The sequence below is a fragment of the Pseudohalioglobus sediminis genome (assembly GCF_008370495.1).
Lineage (GTDB): Bacteria > Pseudomonadota > Gammaproteobacteria > Pseudomonadales > Halieaceae > Halioglobus.
In genome coordinates this window covers 1-22,283 of sequence record NZ_VTUX01000007.1, presented here as the reverse complement: position 1 = coordinate 22,283, position 22,283 = coordinate 1, and the positions used below count along the sequence as shown (strand labels likewise).

The following is a 22,283-nucleotide window of genomic DNA, read 5'->3' as shown; positions in this document are numbered from 1 at the left end:
CGCCGGTCAGCTCATTGCAGCAGACCCTGGTTGGCCAGGTCCTTCATAAATGACTTGATGAAAGCCGTGCGCATGGTGGCGACGTCGCTGCCTTCTTCCATGCCGGAATTCACCTGCCACAGGCGTTCCTCTGTTTTCACGTCATACAGTTTCGCGGTCAGGTGGATATTCTTGTGCTCCGCCCAGAAATCCGAGGTCTGGCCTACCTGGTAGGGCACGCCGTAGACGCGCCCGCGCCCGTAGTAGTCGCCCGCGTAAACCGGCGCCCAGGCGTAGTACTTGCGCCCCGGGTGCAGCACGGCGGTTTCATCACGGCCGGCGAACAGAGTGACCAGCACGGTGTCCAGGTCCGCCTGCTTGGCCATGGCGACGATGTCTTCCTTGCTGATTTCGGTACCGCCGCGCAGCGTATAACTGGCCACCGCGTGCACACCGTGCTCTTTCAGGGCGTTGGTGAATTCCTCTTCAAAAGCGCGCCGGCTGCCTTCCTGCGTGGCTGCTGCGACCACCAGGACACCGTGCAGGTCCCTTTCGCCGATGTCATCCTTGCGCCAGGTCTTTTCGATTGTGGCGGTATTGCTGCTGCAGGCGCTCAATAGAGTGGCCAGTAACAAGCACAGTAGAGCGGTCGAGGTTTTCGAATGTTGCATTGATTGCGGTCCTGGTAGTCCGGTACGGGAGGGGTGTTGTCGTGACTTTCGCTGTTGCTGGCCTGCGCTGCTGCCAACGACCACACGCGAGGTATTGTGGCTGATCCCGCGCATGAAAGACAGACCCGCTAAGGGCCGTCCGCCGCTGCGGCGGTCGTGAATGGGTCCGCATCGGTAATCGCCAGCACCAGTTTCTCTACCATCGAGGCGAGGGAGCGTTCCGCGCTGACGACCACTTCAAGGGCAACGCGCTGCGGCCAATTCTTGGGCCTGATTTCCACCACCTTGCCGGTCTCCAGTTCCAACTCGGCATCGCGCCGGTGAATACCCATCAGCGCATCGGAGTGCTGTACGATGGTTTTCATCAGGCCGATGTCGTTCGAATGCAGATGGTAGCCGGCGCTGGGATCGATATCCTGCTGTAATCTACTGAGCTCTGCCGACGCCCAGTCCGTGTACCAGTCGGGCAATTGGGCACCCAGTCGCGGATACGTGAAAAAGGCATCGATGGTCGGATTCTTCTGCTGCGCCAGCGGGTGTCCCGCCCTGCCGATCACCACAGGAGCCGGGATAGTGAAGGGTATGGATTGCAGCACATCCCTGGTGTCGGCGCGCTGTGGATAGCAGACCATCAAATCGATTGCCCGATCGGCAAGCAGATCTGCAAGGGCACGGCGGTTGTCGCTGGTCACGGTGAAGCGCAGTCCGGGGTGTTCAGTGATGACCTGGCTCAGCGCCGGCCCGAGTACCGCGTTACTCAGGGTGGGATCAACGCCGATACTGAGTTCGCCCTGGTCCGGGGAGTTCACCAGCTGTAGCTCGCGTTCGATGGAGTCTGACCGCTGCAGGATGGCGCGGGCCCCTTCCAGCACGATTTCACCCATGGGTGTGAGCGTTACCCCGGAGCGATTGCGCACGAACAGGCTGCCACCGTAGCGCTGTTCCAGCCGTTGCACACTCTGGGTGAGCCCGGAGGGGGTGATGCCCAGCTGATCGGCGGCCCGCTGGAAGCTGCCACTCTCGTCGATAGCGATGACGCATTGCAGTTGGCGTAAGTGCAGCATGGGGATGTAGCCTTTAATTCATTTATTGTTAATCTATCTTAAGTTATTTTAAATTCCAAGAATCGAAGTGCTCCTCTACACTGCGGATTCGCAGGCGCCTGCAATCAGGCTGCGTGTCTCCCTGCAGCGCTCCCGACATGCAGCGCCAACTCCCGGTGGCAGCCCCTGATGGTGAGTGACGCTATCTGCGACAACGACTCATACGAAAAAAGGTATCTGCCATGAAGAAAGTACTCGCGCTATTCACCAGCCTGATGATACTGGCCGCTCCGGTTGCCACCCTCGCCGACCCCGATGATCGACAGGATCGACGCCAGGAACGCGGCCGGTCTGACGAGCGCCAGGATCGGCGTGACTGTCGCCAGGACGAGGGCTACGTGGGCAAAGACAAACGTGACTGCAAGCAGGAAGAAGTGCGCGACGGCGTTCGCGGCAAGCAGGGCGAACGCCTTGGCCGGGGTGATGACGACGACTGAAGTCTCCAGGTTTGCGCAGGGCGGCAGCACGTCGCCCTGCCTCTGCCCGTTAAACTGCGGTAAGTCCTCGTGCCGCCGCAGCCGCCAGTCACTTTGACGCCAGCTGGTACAACCCAGCCTGACCGCAGCAGTCCGGGAGTAAGGTGCGTCAAGACCAGGCACCCCAAAATCAGTTCAAACGACAGGAATGAGCGATGACAAAACTCACCAAGGCGTTGGCGTCCTGCCTGATAATGACGCTGCCAATTACCACGCTGGCCGGGAAGCCCGAGTTTGCAGCGGACGTTCCTGAAAACGTCATCACGCCGGATGTGGTGAACACCAGGACGCTGGGCAAACTGGAATTTTTCGATGGTATGCCGGCGCCAGCAAGCGTCGACAAGGTATTTGACAACCTCGACCTGATCCGGGCCACCACGGCCTTTCTCGATGGCATGAAGATCGCGTCGCTGCGTGCCATGTTCCAGGGATATGAGGATGCCGGTGCCAGCCCCAATGAGATTGTCATCACTGAAACCCTGATGGATGCCAGGTCAATCTGGCTGACGCCGAATACCACCACGATTTACATTGGCGCTAACGTGGATATCTCGAGCGGTCCGGTGGTGATCGAGGTGCCGGAAGGAATCCTGGGCTTACTCGATGATGCCGCCTTCGACTATGTGGCCGATATCGGCGTGCTCGGTCCCGACAAGGGCAAGGGCGGCAAGTACCTGCTCCTGCACAACGACGATGATACCGCGGTCCCGGAGGGCTACTTCGAACTGCGTACCAAGACCTATGAGCATTGGCTGCTGCTCAGGCGTTCGCCCGGGCCGAACGGGGAAACCGAGAGCGCAGTGGCAGCCGTCAAGGCGGGCCTGAATGTCTACCGGTTCAGCGAGGCCGGCGACCCGCCCGCGGAGACGTTTATCAATGTCTCTGGCAAGCAATACAACACGGTGCACGCCAACGACGAAGATTTTTTCAAGGAAATTCATGTTGCGCTGAACAATAACCCCGAGGGCGCCTTTGCGCCGGAAATCCTCGGCACTTTCGCATCGATCGGCATCAAGCGCGGCGAACCGTTTGCGCCCGACGCAAGAATGCGTGAGATCATGACCGAGGCCGCGGCCATCGCCAACGCCACGGCGCGCGCCATCACCTATGCCTCCCGTGACCGCGGCACCTACTTCTACGAGGACAGGCAGTGGAACTCGCCCTTCCAGAGGCAGAGCTATGAGTTCCTCGAAGATGGTGCCCGTATCCTCGACGATCGCACATACTTCTTCTACATGGCGACAGGTATCACCCCGGCGATGACCGCGCCGCCGGTTGGCTCGGGTTCCGTGTATGCCATGACCGCCCGGGACGAGGACGGCGTGTACCTGGACGGCTCCAAAACCTACAAGGTGACGTTGCCTGCGCCAATCCCGGCGAAAAACTTCTGGTCCTTTATGCTGTACAGCGGCCAGACGCGCTCCATCCTGGAAACGGACCAGAAGTCCGGTGGCATCGATTCCAACCGGCCCGGTATCAAGCCCAACGCAGATGGCAGTTTCACGATTTATGTTGGCCCGGAGGCGCCCAGGGGGTGGGAAAACAACTGGGCGCAGACAATGCCTGGCAAGAGCTTCAACGTTATGTTGCGGCTTTACGGCCCGCTCGAGCCCTGGTTCGACAAGTCGTGGAAGCCGGGTGATTTTGTGGAGGTGAAATAATCGCGCTTACCGGCAGACGCATTGCTTCTACACAGAGTACGGGCAGCCTGCTGGGTAGCCTGCAGATGCATCGGGAAGGTGGCTTCACCGAAATACGATATACAAAACAGGAAAACGCATGAACATGATTCCAACAACGCTTACGGCGCTCGGCCTGGTCACGCTGCTGTCCGGCGCTGCGGCCGCCGCTCCCGCACCCGGTTACAATACCGAGGTGCCGTCGGGAATACTGACGCCAGACACGGTAGACACGTCCATAGGCAAACTCAAATTTGCCGACGGCGTACCCACCGAGGCGACCGTGGAAAGAGTCTATGACTTCCTCGATACCTCGCGCGCAGCTGATACCTTCCTCAAGGGCATGCCCGCCGCGTCCCTGCACGCCTTGATAAAGGGCGCCCATTCACTGGGCGCGGTGCAAGCGAACGAAGTGATTATCCTCGACAAGCTGATGGACTCTACACCGTTTTTCCTCACCGCCAACAGCGCGACCATGTACGTGGTTCCCGATCTCGACCTCAAGCGCGACGGCCCCACGGTGGTGGATGTCCCGAAAGGCCTGCTCGGCGCCGCCAACGACGCGTACTTCCGCTTCATTAACAACCTGCCCGAAGGTAAGTACCTTTACCTGCCACCAGGGTACCAGGGTGATGTGCCCGAGGGTTACACCGTCCTCGAGCCAAACAGCTATCGCGTGTGGGTGTTCCTGCGACTGACGCCCAGGGGCGATCTGGCGGAAGCGGCAGATTTCATCAAGGGCAACCTCAAGGTGTATCCACTCTCACAGGCCGGTTCGCCACCCGAGATGAAATGGATCAGCGCCAGTGGCAAGGAATTCAACACCATTCACACCAACGACGTGACGTTTTTCGACCACCTCAATGAGGTGGTGCAATATGAAGGCCTGGAGACTTTCCCGCCGGAAGTTCGCGGCCTGTTCGCCTCTCTCGGCATGGAGAAAGGCAAGCCCTTCGAACCGGACGAGCGCATGCGCGCCAGGCTCAAGGACGGGGTGGCGATAGGCAACGCCGCCTCCCGCGCCATCGTCTGGTATCCGCGTTATGACCTCAACATGCAGGGCGTGCGTATTTATCCCGACACCAACAGTGCCTGGATGCGCGCCTACACCGACCAGAATGTGTTTTTCAACGGTCGCGACGGGCAGACCATGAATACCGACGCGCGGGTGACGTTCCACTACCCCTATACCGCCGTGACCCCGGCGATGGCGCAACCCCGCCTCGGCACCGGTTCCGATTACGGCATTGCGTTCCTCGACAGTAACAAGAAACCCTTCGTCGGTAGCGCCACCTATCGCCTGCGCTTGCCCGCCGATGCGCCGGTGGCAAACTTCTGGGCCGTCACCCTGTACGACCCGCAGACGCGTTCCATGCTGCAGACGCCGCAAATGAACCCGTCTATCGACAGCATCAAGAACTCTCCTGTCTTGAACGATGACGGTTCCGTGGATCTTTACTTCGGGCCCAGGGCGCCCGCTGGAAAAGAGCAGAACTGGATTCAGACTGTTCCGGGTAAAGGCTGGTTCACCATTCTGCGCATGTACGGGCCGCTGGAAGGCTGGATAGACCAGAGCTGGCGTCCTTCAGAAATTGAACGAATGCCCTGATCGGCCTCTCGCGATTAACTGTTGGTTCAGTGCGTCTTTTTAGCTCGCTACCCCTGCGTGAGCAAGACAGTCATGCCCGTTGAACCCTTCTTGGAGAAACACTAGGGAAAACAGTGAGATCGGTCTGCTGCTAACTGACCTACCGGGATCAACGGCGCTAGTTTGGTATCATCAGCTTCCTGATAACCCAGAACGCGCAGTGAATGGTGGCAATACGGTGGCGGTACTGATCTTTCGCCTGAATGGCGTGCCGGAGGAAGAAGCGCAGGATATTCGCGATTTGTTGGCAGACAATGCGCTGGATACCTATGAGACATCAGCGGGTCGCTGGGGGGTGTCTGTCGCCGGCTTGTGGTTAGTCAAAGACGGCGACAAGGCACGGGCTCGAGAATTGATCGACGCCTACCAGCTTGAGCGGCAGCGCTACTTTGACGCGTTGAAGCTCGAGGCTCCGCCAGAAACCCTTAAAGACCGTTTCAGGCAGGCACCATTGCATGTCATCTTCTACGGATTGCTGGCCTTAACCGTTCTGTTTCTTGCCATTTCGCCATTTATCAGGTTCCTGGCGGAGTAGTTGGCAGCGAGCCCCGGGGCCTCGCTCGTCGCACTGGCCACATCGGCAGCCCGTCCGCTTCGCGGCCGGCCATGGGGCCGGTGGCTACGCGCGGTGCAGCGCTACTCGTTGATCGCCAGCAGTTCCACATCGAAGATCAGTGTTGATCCCGGCGCGATAGACCCGGTTTTGCGGTTGCCATAGGCCAACTCGCTGGGGATGAACAAGCGAGCCTTCTCGCCTACGACCATCAGTTGCAGGCCCTCGGTCCAGCCCCTGATAACCTGGTGCAGGCCAAATTCAATCGGCTGGCCGCGTTCGACAGAGCTGTCGAACACCGTGCCATCGATCAGGGTGCCGTGATAATGCACGGTCACGGTATCTGTCGCCTTTGGGTGCTGCTGCCCGGTTCCCGGCTGCAACACTTGATATTGCAGGCCGGAATCGGTGGTTCTGACCCCTTCCAGCTTGCCGTTCGCAGCAAGAAATTCCGTACCCTTCTGTTTGTTATCCTGGGCTGCCTTCTTGTTGCCCGAGGTGAATTGCAGGAACAGAAAGAACAGTCCAACCAGAACCAGGATGATAACGACTTTAGACATGTGAATACCTTCAGGGTGATGAAAAGGAAGCGGCAACGACGGACTGTTAACCTTGAGGTGATGGGCTCCCGGTATTGCCCAGGGCTGCGTCCAGTGCCAGGCGCACTTCACCCGCCCAGAACGCTGCCACCTTTTCCCCGGCGGGCAATTCAGTCCAACCTCGTCGATACGTGACCACGCCCTCACCATTGACTACCATCAGGCCGGGGATGAACTCGATGTCATAGTGCTTGGCAATGCTGTCTGCGTCAGCGATGGCGATGAGGGGAAACGGCAGTGTCTCCAGGTAGGCTTTGGGATCGCCCTGTGCCCGCTCTTTGGCATTGAAGGTGATGACCTGAACACCGTGTTCAGCGTACTCGGCCTGTATCTGTCCCGCGTAGGGCATAAACGCCTTGCAGTACGGGCACCACGTGGCCCAGAACACCAGCACGGCGGGTTTTCCATTGAGTATTTCCGGGAAGCGCTTTGCCTCACCCGTGACCAGGTCAGTGCCAGTCCACGCGGGTGCCGCATCCCCCTTGCCGAGCGGGGTCGTCTTCGGCGGCTCCTCTGCGCTGCAGGAGGCTAACAGCAGCAGCGTCAGGGCGATTCCCAGTCCTCTGGTCACAACTCGATACATAGGGCGACTCCGGTCAATGCGTAAGCAAAGGCAGCAAGGCTACCTTAACCCTGCGGCCGATAGAAGAGACGCCGGGCCGATCCGCCCTAAAACGGCGCGTCCGGCCCGTGCCCTGGCGGGCCCGGGTTGACCTCTGGCGGACAATGCCACGCAGTTGGCGCCATGGGCCATTCGGTGCAATGGGTGCACGTCGCATAATCATGCGCTAGTGGGGCAAGTCTGCCCCGGGTTTGCAGTTACCCAAGGAGATCAAAGTGATGGTGAAGCAATTGGTACAGTGCAGGGGTTTGGCGAAACGCGTTATCAGCGCGCTGTGCTGCTCGTTGTGCATGCTGTTGCCGTCTGGTGCCTACGCAGCGGGGGCGCCTGCACAGGGAGAGGGATACCGGGGCGTGGGTGCAGACGCCATCTATGGCAACGCGGCGCGGCGCTTCGGTCACCTGGAGTACGTTGGCTTCTATGCATCGGCGCAGCAGCACTGGGAATTCACAGAAGAACTGGCGCCGTTTACCAATCTGACCTGGGTCAGCCTTTATAGTGCCGATGACATCGTGGCGCGTATCAGCGCCGCCAGGGACGCAGGCGTAAAGGCTGTCCTCAGCGTTCAGCCGCATGTCTTCGACCGGAATTTTCGCAAGAAACCCGACTACATGGCATCGCTGGCCGCCCTGCAGCAGCGACTGCTGTACGAGGACCTGATTGATACGGTGGCGATGATTTACCCCGTTGACGAACCGCTGTCCCACGCTGCGAGCAGCAATGCGACCTCGCGCAGGCAGATGCACGCGGAACTGGCGGAGATAAACGAGGCCATCGCTGCGCTGTTTCCGGGCAAGCCTGTTGGCGTCATTCTTCATTACAGCGAGATCTTCCGGGACAGTTTCAGCATTCCCGAAGGCTACGACTGGATTGGCTTTGATTGCTATTACAGCCTGTGGGACTGTGATGGCAAGCCGATGACTGCTTACTACAGCAGGCTCCTGGACTACATGAACCCGGAGCAGCGCTTGATGGCCGTGCCTGAAACCTGGGTCAGGCATCGGGACTTCGAGCGCCGGAATCTGGAGAGTCGCTCCATGTACGAAGAGAGAAAGCAGCGCATGGTTGCCAACCTGCAGAAGCGTCTTCTTCATCACTACGAGATCGCGCTGAGTGATCCCCGTTTTGTCGCCTTTATTCCCTTTTTGTGGTCGATGGAAGAGCAGCTCGGCCAGCCCGAAAACAGTGGTTTTGGTGTGGATCGCTTTGCTGAGAACTTTCCGCAAGGCGGGGAAGAGTTTGTCGAGTCCCTGCTCGCGATCGCCAGGCAGATCAAGTCCGGGAAATACCGATACCCCAGCCTGAAACTGGGGCAGACCGAGAGGCATTACTTCAGACCCCGGAACCATTACGAAGGGGAAATACTAGCTGTATCAGAAAATGGGCTGGTGAGTGCCTGGGGCAGAAATACTGCACTTCCCCACAAGAGCCTGCGCATGCAGACAGTGGTGGATGTGGGTGGGCAGGCAATCTACACGTCCAGGAGGCAACGCAGTTTCATCCTGGATGACGGCCTGCCCGCTTCCTGGCCCTGGCCGTCGACGCTGGGCGTGCACGGTTATCGGCATAAGATTCCCGCTCCGGTCTGGCACCAACTGCGCCACCCGGATGCCAGCGTTACCGTGCGGGTGTTTGGTGATCGTGCGCCGCTGAACCGATATCTTGAGCTGGTCGCACCGGCGCGTTAGCGCACTTTGACCTCGGCCAGGGGGATCAGCCGAGCTCACCACGCCGGTGTCCTAAAGCCCGTCTCGGGTTTGGATAACGTCACCCGAGCTCGTGGGTTCTACTTCGCACAAGGCCTGCGGTCAGTGCTTGTGTTGCGGTATAGTTTTGTCAGCGTTTGTACGGCGACGGCCCCTCGCCAGAAGTGACACAACCCCGGGGTGTAATAGGGCAGTTACCGGGTATATTCCCGCCGCGGCGTTCCTGCGGCAGATATTCAATCGCCACAAATATGCAGGGGAAACCAACATGTCCACGGTAATATCGAGAAAACTGGAAGACGGCATACTGGAACTGCGCCTGAATCGCCCCGAGCGATTGAATGCGTTGAATGCGGCCCTGGTGGGCGAGCTGAGCGGGATATTTCGCGAGCTCAATTGCGACCGTGAGGTCCGCGTCGTGATCCTGACTGGAGCGGGCAGGGGCTTTTGTGCTGGCGCCGACATGGCTGGAGACGATTCGGCCGCCGGGTCGGTGCCTGGCACCGAGGGTATGGGCCAGCTGGGATATGTCTACAAGTTCCAGGAGTACCTGGCAGACCTGATGCTGGCCATACATGAGTGCGACAAGCCGGTGATCGCCGCCATCAATGGCGCTGCTGTGGGCGGTGGCCTGGCCATTGCGTTGGCCAGCGACGTGCGCATCGCCGCTGAGAATGCCAGGTTCGGTGCGGCATTCATCAAGATTGGTTTGTCCGCGTGCGACGTTGGTACCAGTTACTTCCTGCCACGCGTTGTCGGGGTTTCCGCGGCGACGGAAATGATGCTGACAGGCAGAAACATATCCGCTGAAGAGGCACTCCGGCTGCAGCTGGTGTCACGTGTCGTTGCCGATGATGAACTGGTGACTGCGAGCCTGGAGCTGGCCCGCGCCATCGCCGCCAACAGTGAGTACGGTGTCTGGATGACCAAGAAGGGCATCCGCGCCAATCTCGATGCCCCCAGCCTGCGTCACGCGATGGAGCTGGAGAACCGCACCCAGGTGCTGGGCTATTTCTCCGGATGTATGGAGGAGGCGATGCAGGCGTTCAAGGAAGGGCGTCCACCGCAGTGGAGCAAATTGTAGCTTCCGGGACAGCCCGCGTCTGACGCCCGGCATGGAGTAGACGATGGAGATTGAACACCTGCACATCCCCGCCGGCCCCGTGCACTTGCACCTGGCCTGTGCCGGAGAGGGCCCTCTGGTCGTCATGTGCCATGGTTACCCGGGCCTGTGGTACAGCTGGCGTCACCAGCTTGCGGCATTGGCGGGGGCCGGCTACCGGGCCGTGGCGCTGGATATGCGCGGCTATGGCGCCAGCTCACGCCCGCTGCCTGCGGAGGACTACGATTTCAATTGCCTGAGCGCGGATGTACTGGCGGTGCTGGATTATTTTGCCGCGCCGCAGGCGGTGCTGCTGGGGCACGACTTCGGTGCCAACCTGGCCTGGCATATGGCCATACACCACAGTGACCGTATCCGCGCAGTCGCGCCCCTGTGTGTGCCCTACAACATGGAGCTGGCCGGCGGCGCCGACGTCCTGCCGTCAACGCTGTTTGCGGCCATCGCCGAAAACCACTTCTTCCACATGCATTACTACCAGGCCGTCGGGGTCGCGGAACAGTCGGTGGCCGGGCGTGAGCGGGAGTTCCTGACGCGCCTGTTCTGGGCCCTGTCGGCCCGCGGTAACCTGTTGGACTGGAGCCGTTTCCCGTCGCGGGGCACGCACTATATCGATGTGCTGGAAGAGCCGGTGCAGGCTCTGCCCTGGCCGTGGTTGACGGTGGAGGACATGGATTATTACGTGCAGGAATACACCCGGGCGGGCCCGGCCCTGAGCATTATCGGTGGCGCCAATTCCTACCGGGTGATGGATCGCAACTGGCAGTTATTCAGGAGCAGTGCCCATGCCGAGGTGGCTATCCCCACCCTGTGGGTGGGGGGGCAGGAAGACCCGGTGATCAGCCTGGCCGGTGACGGCCCGTTTGAGCACATGCGGGCGAAGGTGAAGGACCTGCGCGGCTTGCACCTGCTGCCCGAAGCGGGGCATTTCATCCAGCAGGAACAGCCCGAGATGCTCAACGAGCTGTTGCTCGCGTTCCTGGAGGGACTATAAGGCGCCTTACTCCTTGCTGGCGCCGCCTGTGGCCGACTGCATCGCCTTGCCAGCCAAGTTCACCGCCATGTTGTGGGGCAGGTTGCGCAGCAGTTTAACCATGGCTTTATTGGCGGCGCCGGTTACCAGCACCGTTTTCTTGCCGAGCGCATCCAGCGCCTGTGAAGCAACATCCCTGGGCGACATCAGCCCCTTCAGCGTGGCCGGGTCGAAGCCCTGCCTGGTCAATGCCTCGGTGTCGGTTGAGCCGGGGCAGAGCACCAGTGTATCCACGCCCTCATCCTTCAGCTCCCAGGCGATGGCCTCGCCCAGCGAGAGAACAAAGGCTTTGCTGGCGGCATAGGCCGCGGAATGGGGGAAGGGCACAAACCCCTCAATGGACGAGGTCAGGATAATGCCGCTCTTGTCGCGTGCGCACAGCTGCGGCGCCAGGGCGTTTGTCAGCAACATCGGGGCCAGGGCGTTAACGTTCAGCATACCCTGCAGTTGCGCGCCGTCCTGCATCGCGTGGGGGCCTTTCAGGCCGAACCCCGCATTGCTTACCAGCAGGCCAATGTCCTTGTCTGCTATCGCCGTGAGCAGGGGCGTAAGAAAGTCGGCGTCGTTGAGGTCGAGTGTTACTGCCTCGACCTGGATACCGTGTTCTGCCTGCAGTGTTGTCGCCAGGTTCTGCAACTGCTCAGCCCGGCGCGCGGTAATGACCAGGTGGCATCCAGCGGCTGCCAGCAAGTGGGCGAATTGCTCCCCGATGCCGCTGGAGGCGCCGGTTACCAGGGCCCAGGGGCCGTAGGCGAACGCTGCGGGCATCTGTCAGCTCGGCATCAGCAGGAACATCTTGTGCACCTGGTCGGGCATGGCCCGCTTCATGCTCTCGAAGAGCTTGGCGTCGGGGCCGATTACCACGCGCATCTTGTCCTTGCGCACCGCCTTGAGAATCTGTTTGGCGGCTTTTTCCACCGGCATCGCCATTTTGTCGACCATGGCCTGGGTGCGGGCGAAAGCGTCGCGGTCCTCGGCGCTCTTCATGGCCTCATCCATGATGTTGGTACGAATGGCGCCCGGGTGCACCACGGTCACGCCCACACCCTCGCCGTGAACTTCCGCCCATAGGGATTCGCTGAAGCCCTTGATCGCGGACTTGGTGGCCGTGTAGGAGGATTGCTCCGGCGGGCCCATGAAGGCCACCATGGAAGACAGGTTGATGATGTGGGCTGAACCGGCCTGCTGCTTGAGGTAAGGCAGGAAAAAGTGACAGCCGTAAATGACACCCCATAAATTGATGCCGATGATCTTTTTCCAGTCCGCCAGGCTGTGGCCCTCGAAGCTCTTGGCGTAGGTGATACCGGCATTGTTGAACAGCAGGTTGACCTGGCCATGTCTGGCGATGACATCGTCCGCCAGGGCCTTCATGGCCTTTTCATTGCTCACATCGGCCACATGCATGCTGATTTTTATCTTGTTGCCTTTGAGTCGCTTTTTGGTTTCCTTCATGCCGGCTTCATTCACATCCACCAGGGCCAGGTGACAACCCTTTTCACCTAACTGGCAGGCCAGTGCCTGGCCGATGCCGCTGCCGCCACCGGTGATGACGGCAACCTTGTCTTTAAAATCCTTGATGCTCAAATCTCATTCTCCTGTCGAGCCGGTCACGACTAGCGGTAAACCCAGTTCTTTTGTGGCCCGGCGCCGTCCTCGTATTCAATGACCTGGATATCGAACCAGATCGGCAGCAGAAACTGCACGTAGAAGGCATGTGTGGTGGTGGGGGGGATCACCAGGTCGTCGTACTCCTTGATGCGAACCCGGTCGTCCTTGCGCTGCCACTGCTTGCACAGCGCCAGCTTTTCATCCACTTCAGCGCGTGATTCGAACAGGAAGCCGAGGTGGTCGTAGCCGGGCGATTGCAGGTGCTCTTCCTGCTCCATCAACAGCAGGAACTGGCTGGTATCCTCGTCGGTTCTCAGCAACAGGCCGGTGCTGTCAAACAGCGGCACATCAATCGCATCGAAATCAAAAACAGCACTGTAGAAATCCACTATGTCCTGTCGGTCGCGCTCCAGCGCGCCGGGCGGCATTGTCAGTTCCATGTGATTAAAGCGCAGGGCAGGCATGGCGTTGTTCCTTGCATGAGTTCGAGGGGGACGCTGATGGTAACGCGCCAATACGGGAACAGGGGTTAGCCAGTTTATACCAGTGCCGATAAACGGGCTGCTGGCGTTTTCCGTACACCGCGCTTGGCTCTAGTCTGTTGAGTATGGATGCGAAAAAAGAAGTGGACTGGCTCGTCGCCGGCAGTGGCGCTGCGGGGATGACCGGCGCGGTGGTGGCTCACGAGCTGGGCGGCGATGTGCTGGTGGTCGAGAAAGAGCCCATGTTCGGGGGCACGACCTGCAAATCGGGCGGCGTGGCCTGGATACCCGGCAACCATCGGCAGGGCGAGTTCGGGGTGGCAGACAGTGCCGAAGAGGGCTATCGCTACCTGAAAGGCCTGATTGGCGACAGCGTCAGTGAGTCGCGTTTGCGCGCCTATGCAGAGCGCGCCGCGGAAATGCTGCAGTTCATGATGCAGCACAGCCACGTTGATTTCACGCCGCTGCCGGAATACATGGACTACTACGAGAACGTGCCCGGTTATAAACCCGGCGGCCGCTCCATGGACCCGGGCGTGATTCACCTGCGCAAGCTCGGTGCAGAAGGGCGCAGCATCCGCGACGACTTCACCGGGCCCCTGCCATTCAGCGTCACCGTGCCCGAGGGCCGGTGCCTGGGCGAAATGAACTTCAAGAGTTACCTGCTCGGGGCGTGGCTGCTGCTGCGCTATCTGACCGATATTCCCGCCCGCCTGCAGGGCCGCCAGGACCAGCGCCTGGCGCTGGGTCCTGCACTGGTATCAAAGCTGCGCCTGACACTGAAAGAGCGCGGCGTACCGCTGTGGCTGAATTCCCCCGTCACTGAGCTCATGGTCGAGCAGGGCCGCGTGGTCGGCGCCAACATCCAGCGCGAGGGTGAACAGGTTGCAGTCAGGGCGCGACGCGGTGTGTTGCTCGCGACGGGGGGGTTCTCCCGCAACGCCGCCTTGCGTCAACAGTACCAGCACCCGGCGGTGGGAGGAGACTGGACCGCCTCCGCGCCGGGCGCGACCGGGGATGGCATCGTACTGGGTCAGGCGGTGGGCGCGGGGCTGGGTTTTATGGGCAGTTCCTGGTGGTCTCCCACCGTGGTGTTGCCGAACGATGAGGCGCGCCTGGCACTGATCGCGGGCAAGGCTTACCCGGGCTCCATCATGGTGAATCGGGCGGGCAAACGCTTCACCAATGAAGCGGCTCCCTACGAGGACGTGGTCAAGGACCAGCTCGCCAGTGAATCACGAGGCGAAGGCGCCGTCCCGGCCTACCTGCTTTTCGACGCGACTTTCCGCAGTAAATATCCCGCCGGGAATATTCACCCGGGCAAGCTGGAGTCGGATGCCCGGCTGCCAAAGGCGTTTTTCGAAACCGGCTTGCTGACACGTGCCGACAGCATTGCCGAACTGGCCGAACAAACCGGTATCGATGGCGAACAATTGCAGGCGACGCTGGCGCGCTTCAACGAAAACGCGCGCCGGGGGGAAGACCCTGACTTCCACCGCGGCGCCACGCACCACGATCGTTACTATGCTGACCCGAAAGTACAGCCCAACCCGTGCCTGGGCCCGGTAGAAACGCCACCCTTCTATGCCTTGCGCGTGGAAGCGGGCGATCTCGATACCAAGGGCGGGCTGCAGGCTGACGAACACGGCCGTGTGCTTGGCGAGGCCGGCGAGCCTATTCCCGGCCTCTATGCGGCGGGCAATACCAGTGCCGCGGTGATGGGTGATACTTATCCCGGCGCGGGGGCGACCATAGGCTCGGCGATGACGTTTGCCTACCTCGCGGCACAGCACGCATTCAATAATAAAGCGCCCCAGGAGAAGACCGATGGCTGAAACAGCGTATGCGTATATGGAACCGGGGCTATATGCCCGCGGTTGGCACATTGTCCTGTTCTCGCAGGAGCTGTCTGCGGGGGACGTCAAGGCGCTCAGCTACTTCGATCGGGAACTGGTGATTTTCAGAGGCGAGTCCGGCAGCGTGGCGGTGTTGGATGCCTACTGCCCGCACCTCGGTGCACACCTGGCCAGTGACGGCGGACGCCCTCATGGGGACACCATCGCCTGCCCGTTCCATGGCTGGCGCTTTGACAGTCAGGGCACCTGCGTGGATATCCCCTACGCGAAAAAAATTCCTGAAAAGGCGGTGCACGCGCTGAAGTCGTGGCCGGTAATAGAAAAGAACGGCTTTATTGCCATCTGGTATGACCCCATGGGCAACCCGCCGGAAGACTACCTGCCCGATATCGCGCCCTGGGGCCCGGATGGCTGGGGCGACTGGCGTTTCCAGCGTTCCCGCATACGCGCGCAGCCCTGTGATGTTATCGAGAATATTGTCGACGTGGCGCACTTTGCCCATGTGCACGGTGGCGAGGTGAAGTCGTTCGAAAATCGATTTGGCGAGCGCACGGTGACGCAGCTTTCCACGGTGCAGCGCTCGGCAACGGCGGGCATGGTGATGCCGGAAGGTGCGCCCTTTGACATGAACGCCTTACACGAAGAGGCGGTGGAGAACGCGGCCGACGCCTGGGGCGATGCCACCTACCATGGCCCCTCCATCATGTACTACTACACCGAGTCGCGCAGCGCAGACCTGAACTTTGCCAGCTGGTGGGTTAACTATCACACGCCGGTAAATGCCGAGGAAGTCGACCTCTGCAGCGCGGTGATTGTTTCCAGCCTTACCGATGAACCCTTGCCGGATGAGTTCCGCGAGATGTATCCGCTCACGGCACATCTCGCCTTCGGCCAGGACGTGGTGATCTGGCGCGACAAGACCTACCGCGAAAGCCCCATACTCTGCGACGGCGATGGGCCCATCAACAAACTGCGGCGCTGGTATGACCAGTTTTACCGTCCGTTGTCAGGCTAGGCAGTCGCGGCGAACACGATATGTTTGACTGGCCTCAAGCGGATATCCGTACCGAGGGTGCTGTCGGGTTAAAGCGCTGATATTCGGCGCATGACTACTGATATGCGCCTCTGAATCCGGCCGGGCGCCCCCTCCCGGCATCATTCCTGCACAGTAACCAAAGCGCTTTGCGAGGCAGGCTCTCGCCCCGTCCCGGTGTGGCGTCTGTTAGAATCTCCCCATGCCCGCCATCGCCAGAACCCGACTCGACCGTTTTATCAGCCGCTGCGAGAACATCCACCGAAAGGATGTGCGACTGTTGCTGGCACAGGGTCGTATCCACGTCGACGGTGTGTCTGCGCGGTCAATCAATCAGGTCGTCGACCAGTTTACCCGTGTCACGCTCGACGACCGGGTACTGCAATCGCGGGAGGCCTGCTACCTGATGCTCAACAAGCCTTGCGGCGTGGTCAGTGCAACCTGTGATGCCCGGCATCGCACCGTAGTCGACCTGTTGGAAGCTCCGCAGGCCACATCACTGCACATCGCCGGCCGCCTTGATTGCAACAGCTCCGGGCTGATACTGCTGACCAATGATGGCGCCTGGTCGCGCGGCCTGTCCAAGCCGGAAGCCGGGGTAGCGAAAACCTACCGGGTTGGCGTGGAGCAGCCGCTGGGGCAGGACTATATCGACGCTTTTAGCGCCGGCATGTATTTCGCCTATGAAGGTATCACCACACGCCCCGCGGAATTGGAGATTGTTTCCGACTATGAAGCGCAGGTAAGGCTGGTAGAGGGCCGTTATCACCAGATCAAGCGGATGTTCGGTCGTTTCGGTAATCGGGTACTCAGTATCCACCGCTGTGCCATTGGTGAGGTGAAGCTGGACCCGGCCTTGGCCCCGGGCGAGAGCCGTCCGCTCTACCCGGATGAGCTAGACCGGTTGGGGATTCCTCATGTCCGCTGACGGACCCGGCAGCGTCCTGTTGACCCATTGCCGGCCGAAGGGGAGACTGCGCGGATTAACAATCACGATGTGTTGCGCCAGCTATTCCTGGCGTCCGGGCAATAAATAATGGGCATTTTGCCCATCAACAGGGAAATCCCCATGCTCCAGATTGGACAGTATAACCAGCTCGATGTGTTGGAGGTCGGTGCTTACGGCATCATTCTGGATGGCCTGGATCGCGGCCGTCTGTTGCTGTCCAACCGCCTTGCGCCGGCAGATATCGAGGTGGGTGACGAGTTGGAGGTTTTTGTTTTTGTCGATGCCGAAGGCGATCCGGTGGCCACCACCGATCGCCCTGCGGCCACCGTCGGTCAGGTTGCCTGGCTGGAAGTTGTCGAGGTGAATGAGGTGGGCGCTTTTGCCGACTGGGGCCTGAGCAAGGATTTGTTCATCCCCTTTGCCGAGCAGCAACATCCCCTCGGCAAGGGTCGTCACAGCCTGGTCAAGGTGTATCTGGACAACCAGGGCCGACTGGCGGGTTCAACGCGCATAGACCACTGGATCAAGGATGAGCCCGGCAATTTGAAGCGCGGCGAGAAGGTCAGGGTGATCGTCGGCGACAAGACCGAGCTGGGCTACAAGGCCATTATCAATCACCAGAGTTGGGGGCTGCTGTACAGCAATGAACTTTTCCAGCGCATTCGCAAAGGCCAGGAAATGGAGGCATTTGTAAACCGGGTGCGCGATGACGGCAAGGTTGATCTCAGCTTGACCCAGCCGGGCTTCAGCAAGAACAAGATAGACGGGGTTAGCGGGGATATCATTGCGGCCCTGGAAGAGAACGATGGTTTTCTGCCGCTTAGTGACAAGAGCCCGCCGCAGGAAATTTACGCGCGGTTCGGGATTAGCAAGAAAGTGTTCAAGCAGGCTGTCGGTGCGCTGTACAAGGCTCGCCGCATCACGCTGCACAGCGATGGTGTCAGACTCAAGAAGTAGCTTTTGGGGTCAGAGTCGTAATTATTTAAAGCTAATCCTGGGCACTTTCACTTTCACTTTCACTTTCACTTTCAGTTTCCGCCTCACAGTGCCTCCCAAGCCGAACAAAGCGCAGACGCCCGTACGGAGCTTTTGGGGTCTGAGTACGAGCGTTTGGGGTCGGAGTGGCAATTATGTGAAGCGAATCGTGGTCCGCTTCAGCTGCCAACTCACAGCCGGGTAGAAGTACGCCCTCTGCGGCTCGTCGACTGGTGATAATCCCACTGATTTGCATAACTATTTATGTCCTTCGCTGTACATCTTATGCAGAGACCATAAAAAGGCTGACCGACTGATCCGTGCCTCTCCTGGACTGCGTAATATCGGTGTTATTGAGGACTTTGGTATTCATGAAAACACTGGCAATAGGCGGAACCGGGTTCCTCGGCGCACATATTGTCGACTCACTACTCGCCGCCGGGCACAGTGTCGGTGTCCTCAGCAGGAGCAAAGCGCGCTCCGCAAGGGAAGTACCCGAATCGGTAGACATTATCGAGGGCGATCTAGGCCTGCTTGATAGGCCGTCACTGACCGAAATGATGTCCGGCTACGACAAATTGGTCTATGCTGCTGGCGTTGATGAGCGCGTCAGGCCTGATGGAGACGCGCGCGAGTTCTATTTCCGTGAGAACGTTGAAACCTGTCGCAATGTGTTGCTGGCAGCACGTGATACGGAGATCAGTCACGTGGTGGTGCTGAACTCGATCTTCACCTGCTTCAACAGGCTGCATCCAGAGTTGAAGCTGACGCAGCACCACCCTTACATTGCCTCACGGGTTGCACAGAGTGAAATGGTTATCGAGGTGTCCCGGGGACACTTCGTTGCCAGTGTTCTCGAGATTCCCTGGGTATTCGGTGATACCAAAGGCAAGCCTTCGCAGTGGTCCGCACTGGTGAGCTACGTGAGGTACACGCGCCGGCTGGTCGCGCCCAATGGCGGCGCCGTCGCGATCAGTGCTAAAAACGTGGGCAGGGCAACGCTGGGCGCTTTGAGCGCACCCAGGGTAAGCGCCAGAATCCCTATCGGTGATTGCCAGCTGAGCTGGGACGACATGCTACGGCAGTTGGCAAAACTGAGCGGCAAGAACGATGTCTCGGTGATGCGGATGCCAGACAGCGTTTTTGCTGGTCTTATGCGCATGGGGTCGGTGACGCTGCGGCTGATTGGGGAAAAGTCCGGCCTGGATTTTTCCCGGTTGGGCGAGCTGCTGACAAGGGAGTTCGACGTGGATCTCGCCGCGTCGCAAAAGCTGCTGGACTACGGCGACCCTGACATCGAACCCGCACTGGCGGCCACAGTCGCGTCGGTGCCTGACTACCGGCGTGCGGCCACGTGGAGTCGCTTGGCCCCATTCAAGTTTGCGGCCGCCGCCTAGATGCAATCATCCCCTTCCCCTCAGGTAAGAACCCCGAACAATATGCTGCAGAGAGCAAATATGAACGCATTGCCCAAGCCCCCTCCACTAGGACTTGCGCTGTCCGAGTTCCCCCGGGCCACGGTGGAAAGCCTTCAGCTTGTGACCGGGCTGGGGCGACTGATACGCAACCACAAGGGCGGCGACGGGCATCCGGTTCTGGTGCTCCCCGGGTACGGTGCTGCAGATGGTTCGACCGCGACCCTGCGGTTCTTCCTGAAGAGAATCGGCTACCGGCCCTTCGCCCTGGAAGCCGGTAGAAATGTCGAGGGCATGGAAAACCGTATACAGAGCGTTGATGACGCTACTCGCTTTCGAGAGCGACTGGTGGACCTTACCGTCGATCGCATCCGCGAAATCCACGCGTCCACCGGCGAGTCAGTGAGTCTGATAGGGTGGAGCATGGGAGGCTTGTACGCATTGGACGCCTCAAGGCACTTACCGGACATTACCCGTCAGGTTATTACACTGGGCTCCCCCTTTGGCGACCCTCGGGGTACAAGCCTGTTTAACTTGATGCGTCGTCTTAGCGGCAGTAGGGTCCCTATTGAAGAACAGAATTTTGATGACTGGTTGGACAAGGCAGCCGCACCCTCAGTGCCGACTCATGTCATCTACAGTGATCGCGACGGTATCGTCGGCACGGATATCGCCAGGTTGCCGCATTCATCTCTGACCAGGCATGTTCAGGTTGACTCCAGTCATGTGGCATTTGCCTTTAACGTGAGGGCCCTGGATGAAGTGGCCACGGCGCTACGTACAGAACAGGTGAACGGCCTGTCGTGAGTGGGTATCCTCACACTGATTTTGTTAACGCGCGCCTGCTACCGTGCGCCTGGCTTCCCACCCGAGCGCAAAAAACGGCCTCATTGATCCAACTTCACTGCCCGCCTACCAGGCAGTTGCAGTCTTCCTGATGAACAGGGAATAATGAGACGCGTTCGCTTATTAAGGCCGCAACTATCAGTGATTCAACTCAGGTCCAGCAAATGACAAAGATCGGAACACCTTTTACCAACTCCGCAGTGCGCGTAATGCTGCTTGGCGCTGGCGAACTCGGTAAGGAAGTGGTAATCGAGCTACAGCGCTATGGCGCTGAAGTTATCGCCGTTGACCGCTACGCCAATGCCCCCGCGATGCAGGTGGCCGATCGCAGCTTTACGCTTGATATGCTCGATGGCAAAGCACTGCGCGAACTGGTGGAGCGGGAAAAGCCGAACCTGATCGTGCCGGAGATCGAAGCGATTGCAACCGCCGAACTGGTCAAGCTGGAGCAGGAAGGTTTTACCGTAATCCCCACTGCCCGCGCGGCGCAGCTGACTATGGATCGCGAGGGTATTCGTCGCCTCGCGGCCGAAGAGCTGGGGCTGGTCACGTCGCCTTATCAGTTTGCTGATACCCGGGAAGAATTTCTCGCCGCGGTGGAGCAAGTGGGTATGCCCTGTGTGATCAAGCCCGTCATGAGTTCATCGGGCAAGGGCCAGAGCACCATTCGCACGCGTGACGATATAGAGCACGCCTGGGAGTATTCCCAGCAGGGCGGTCGCACGGGAGAAGGGCGGATTATTGTGGAGGGATTTGTCGACTTCGATTATGAAATCACTTTGCTGACCCTGCGCCACCGTGACGGCACCAGCTATTGCCAGCCGATTGGCCACATCCAGGTCGACGGCGACTACCGAGAATCCTGGCAGCCCCAGCCGATGAGTGATTTGGCGCTGCAGCGCGCCCAGGACGTCGCCTTGCGCATTACAGATGCCCTGGGAGGCAGGGGCATCTTTGGCGTTGAGCTGTTCGTCAAGGGCGACGAGGTGCTGTTCAGCGAAGTGTCGCCGCGCCCCCATGACACGGGCATGGTGACCATGATCTCGCAAGACCTGCCGCAGTTCTCGCTGCACGCCCGCGCCATCCTCGGCCTGCCGATTCCCGACATAAAGCAGCACGGTCCGTCGGCATCAGCCGTCATCCTGGTGGAAGGTGAATCAGATGCCGTCTGCTTCGGCCAGCTCGATGCTGCCTTGAGCGAGCCGGAAACCCAGTTGCGCCTGTTTGGTAAACCGGGCGTCACCGGGCGCAGGAGAATGGGCGTGGCCCTGGCCAGAGGGAAAGACGTTGACGAGGCGCGCGCTAAAGCGCGCCGGGCCGCCTCGGCCGTTAGCATCGATCTTTAGCAAATCGGCACTGCCGTATGCCCGCACTGATTGTCTGGCAAGCGTCATCGGGTCGCTACCAGATTCAGTGGGCACCTGAGGGCACAGCCCCTGGTGAACGAAGTCGCTGACGAGGTTTGGCTCGTCAGCTTCCTGGATTATGATCTAGGCTTCTTTGACAGGGAGCTTAACAAGGTGGAGCCAGTGGGGAAAAATCCCTTCGCTCCGAAAGTGTTACCTATGCTCCCGGAATAAAATGTCACCTATCCGACCGGAAAGGACACATGGTTTATATGGCCCGCCCGAGAGGATTAACCCACAACACCCTCCGGGGTGTTGTGGCCCTCCGGGCTCGCCTGCGGCTCGGTTCAAGACGCTGGCGCGTCTTGTCGAACCTGGGAGAACCCAATCTGGCCCTCGAGCTGACCGCATAAACCAGAAAGCCACCGCGAGGGTGGCTTTTTGTGTAGTTCCTGACACATAGCTTACAGAATATACCGGAGCGCCGGCCGCCGGAGACATGGTTTACACATTTAGGTATTTGGAGGAGGCCTCCAGATGCCGTGGAAAGAGTGTAAACCGATGGATGAACGCCTCAGATTTGT

The 22,283-nt window shown here is 59.7% G+C and carries 21 protein-coding genes; 14 read left to right on the top strand and 7 right to left on the bottom strand.

The genetic code is table 11. The annotated features are described in order from the left end of the window. Positions 1-11: 11 nt before the first annotated feature. On the bottom strand, positions 12-650 hold the full coding sequence (locus F0M18_RS13900; RefSeq protein WP_149612061.1) for a hypothetical protein: 639 nt from the start codon (positions 648-650) through the stop codon (positions 12-14). 128 nt (positions 651-778) lie between these two features. Continuing rightward, positions 779-1,714, bottom strand: a complete 936-nt coding sequence (locus F0M18_RS13895) for a LysR family transcriptional regulator (RefSeq protein WP_149612060.1) — start codon at positions 1,712-1,714, stop codon at positions 779-781. A gap of 221 nt (positions 1,715-1,935) precedes the next feature. On the opposite strand from F0M18_RS13895, the gene F0M18_RS13890 reads away from it, so the two are divergent. From F0M18_RS13890 to F0M18_RS13875, 4 genes are all read left to right on the top strand, one after another. After that, a complete protein-coding gene (locus F0M18_RS13890; RefSeq protein WP_149612059.1) occupies positions 1,936-2,190 on the top strand; it encodes a hypothetical protein in 255 nt (84 codons plus the stop codon). 194 nt (positions 2,191-2,384) lie between these two features. Continuing rightward, on the top strand, positions 2,385-3,890 hold the full coding sequence (locus tag F0M18_RS13885; protein WP_149612058.1) for a DUF1254 domain-containing protein: 1,506 nt from the start codon (positions 2,385-2,387) through the stop codon (positions 3,888-3,890). A 118-nt stretch (positions 3,891-4,008) separates the two neighbouring features. Next, the gene (locus F0M18_RS13880) at positions 4,009-5,517 is read left to right on the top strand and encodes a DUF1254 domain-containing protein (RefSeq protein WP_262500956.1); all 1,509 of its coding nucleotides are present in this window, start codon (positions 4,009-4,011) and stop codon (positions 5,515-5,517) included. A gap of 217 nt (positions 5,518-5,734) precedes the next feature. After that, positions 5,735-6,091, top strand: a complete 357-nt coding sequence (locus F0M18_RS13875; protein ID WP_188109723.1) for a DUF6164 family protein — start codon at positions 5,735-5,737, stop codon at positions 6,089-6,091. A 101-nt stretch (positions 6,092-6,192) separates the two neighbouring features. On the opposite strand, the gene F0M18_RS13870 is transcribed toward F0M18_RS13875, so the two are convergent. Both F0M18_RS13870 and F0M18_RS13865 read right to left on the bottom strand, forming a co-directional pair. After that, on the bottom strand, positions 6,193-6,669 hold the full coding sequence (locus tag F0M18_RS13870) for an FKBP-type peptidyl-prolyl cis-trans isomerase (protein ID WP_149612056.1): 477 nt from the start codon (positions 6,667-6,669) through the stop codon (positions 6,193-6,195). Between the two features lie 46 nt (positions 6,670-6,715). Next, positions 6,716-7,291, bottom strand: coding sequence for a TlpA family protein disulfide reductase (locus tag F0M18_RS13865; RefSeq protein WP_149612055.1), 576 nt, complete (start codon positions 7,289-7,291; stop codon positions 6,716-6,718). 257 nt (positions 7,292-7,548) lie between these two features. Between F0M18_RS13865 and F0M18_RS13860 the strand changes: the two genes are divergently transcribed. The 3 genes from F0M18_RS13860 to F0M18_RS13850 all read left to right on the top strand — a co-directional run bounded on the left by F0M18_RS13860 (position 7,549) and on the right by F0M18_RS13850 (position 11,150). Further along, the gene (locus F0M18_RS13860) at positions 7,549-9,018 is read left to right on the top strand and encodes a hypothetical protein (RefSeq protein ID WP_149612054.1); all 1,470 of its coding nucleotides are present in this window, start codon (positions 7,549-7,551) and stop codon (positions 9,016-9,018) included. A gap of 286 nt (positions 9,019-9,304) precedes the next feature. Further along, positions 9,305-10,120, top strand: a complete 816-nt coding sequence (locus F0M18_RS13855; protein WP_149612053.1) for an enoyl-CoA hydratase/isomerase family protein — start codon at positions 9,305-9,307, stop codon at positions 10,118-10,120. Between the two features lie 43 nt (positions 10,121-10,163). Then, on the top strand, positions 10,164-11,150 hold the full coding sequence (locus F0M18_RS13850; protein WP_149612052.1) for an alpha/beta fold hydrolase: 987 nt from the start codon (positions 10,164-10,166) through the stop codon (positions 11,148-11,150). 6 nt (positions 11,151-11,156) lie between these two features. Here the strand turns inward: F0M18_RS13850 and F0M18_RS13845 are convergent, their stop codons facing one another. The 3 genes from F0M18_RS13845 to F0M18_RS13835 are packed head-to-tail and all read right to left on the bottom strand — an operon-like array spanning position 11,157 to position 13,261. Beyond that, positions 11,157-11,957: an SDR family NAD(P)-dependent oxidoreductase gene (locus tag F0M18_RS13845; protein ID WP_149612051.1), complete on the bottom strand. Its 801-nt coding sequence runs from the start codon at positions 11,955-11,957 to the stop codon at positions 11,157-11,159. 3 nt (positions 11,958-11,960) lie between these two features. Next, on the bottom strand, positions 11,961-12,773 hold the full coding sequence (locus F0M18_RS13840) for an SDR family NAD(P)-dependent oxidoreductase (RefSeq protein WP_262500955.1): 813 nt from the start codon (positions 12,771-12,773) through the stop codon (positions 11,961-11,963). A 29-nt stretch (positions 12,774-12,802) separates the two neighbouring features. Next, positions 12,803-13,261, bottom strand: coding sequence for a hypothetical protein (locus F0M18_RS13835; protein WP_149612050.1), 459 nt, complete (start codon positions 13,259-13,261; stop codon positions 12,803-12,805). Between the two features lie 143 nt (positions 13,262-13,404). On the opposite strand from F0M18_RS13835, the gene F0M18_RS13830 reads away from it, so the two are divergent. From F0M18_RS13830 to purT, 7 genes are all read left to right on the top strand, one after another. Continuing rightward, positions 13,405-15,114 carry an FAD-binding protein gene (locus F0M18_RS13830; RefSeq protein WP_149612049.1) on the top strand — a complete coding sequence of 570 codons (1,710 nt, stop codon included), beginning with the start codon at positions 13,405-13,407 and terminating at the stop codon, positions 15,112-15,114. Then, complete coding sequence (locus F0M18_RS13825; RefSeq protein WP_149612048.1) at positions 15,107-16,150, top strand: Rieske 2Fe-2S domain-containing protein; 1,044 nt, start codon at positions 15,107-15,109, stop codon at positions 16,148-16,150. Before F0M18_RS13830 ends, F0M18_RS13825 begins: the two co-directional genes overlap by 8 nt. 220 nt (positions 16,151-16,370) lie before the next feature. Next, entirely contained in the window at positions 16,371-17,096 is a 726-nt protein-coding gene (locus F0M18_RS13820; protein WP_149612047.1) for a pseudouridine synthase, read from the top strand. Between the two features lie 141 nt (positions 17,097-17,237). Continuing rightward, on the top strand, positions 17,238-18,074 hold the full coding sequence (locus tag F0M18_RS13815) for a CvfB family protein (protein ID WP_149612046.1): 837 nt from the start codon (positions 17,238-17,240) through the stop codon (positions 18,072-18,074). Positions 18,075-18,463: 389 nt separating this feature from the next. Further along, positions 18,464-19,489 carry an NAD-dependent epimerase/dehydratase family protein gene (locus tag F0M18_RS13810; protein WP_149612045.1) on the top strand — a complete coding sequence of 342 codons (1,026 nt, stop codon included), beginning with the start codon at positions 18,464-18,466 and terminating at the stop codon, positions 19,487-19,489. Between the two features lie 42 nt (positions 19,490-19,531). Further along, complete coding sequence (locus F0M18_RS13805; RefSeq protein ID WP_188109722.1) at positions 19,532-20,314, top strand: esterase/lipase family protein; 783 nt, start codon at positions 19,532-19,534, stop codon at positions 20,312-20,314. 203 nt (positions 20,315-20,517) lie between these two features. After that, a complete protein-coding gene (gene purT / locus F0M18_RS13800) occupies positions 20,518-21,699 on the top strand; it encodes a formate-dependent phosphoribosylglycinamide formyltransferase (protein WP_149612043.1) in 1,182 nt (393 codons plus the stop codon). Positions 21,700-22,283 lie beyond the last annotated feature (584 nt).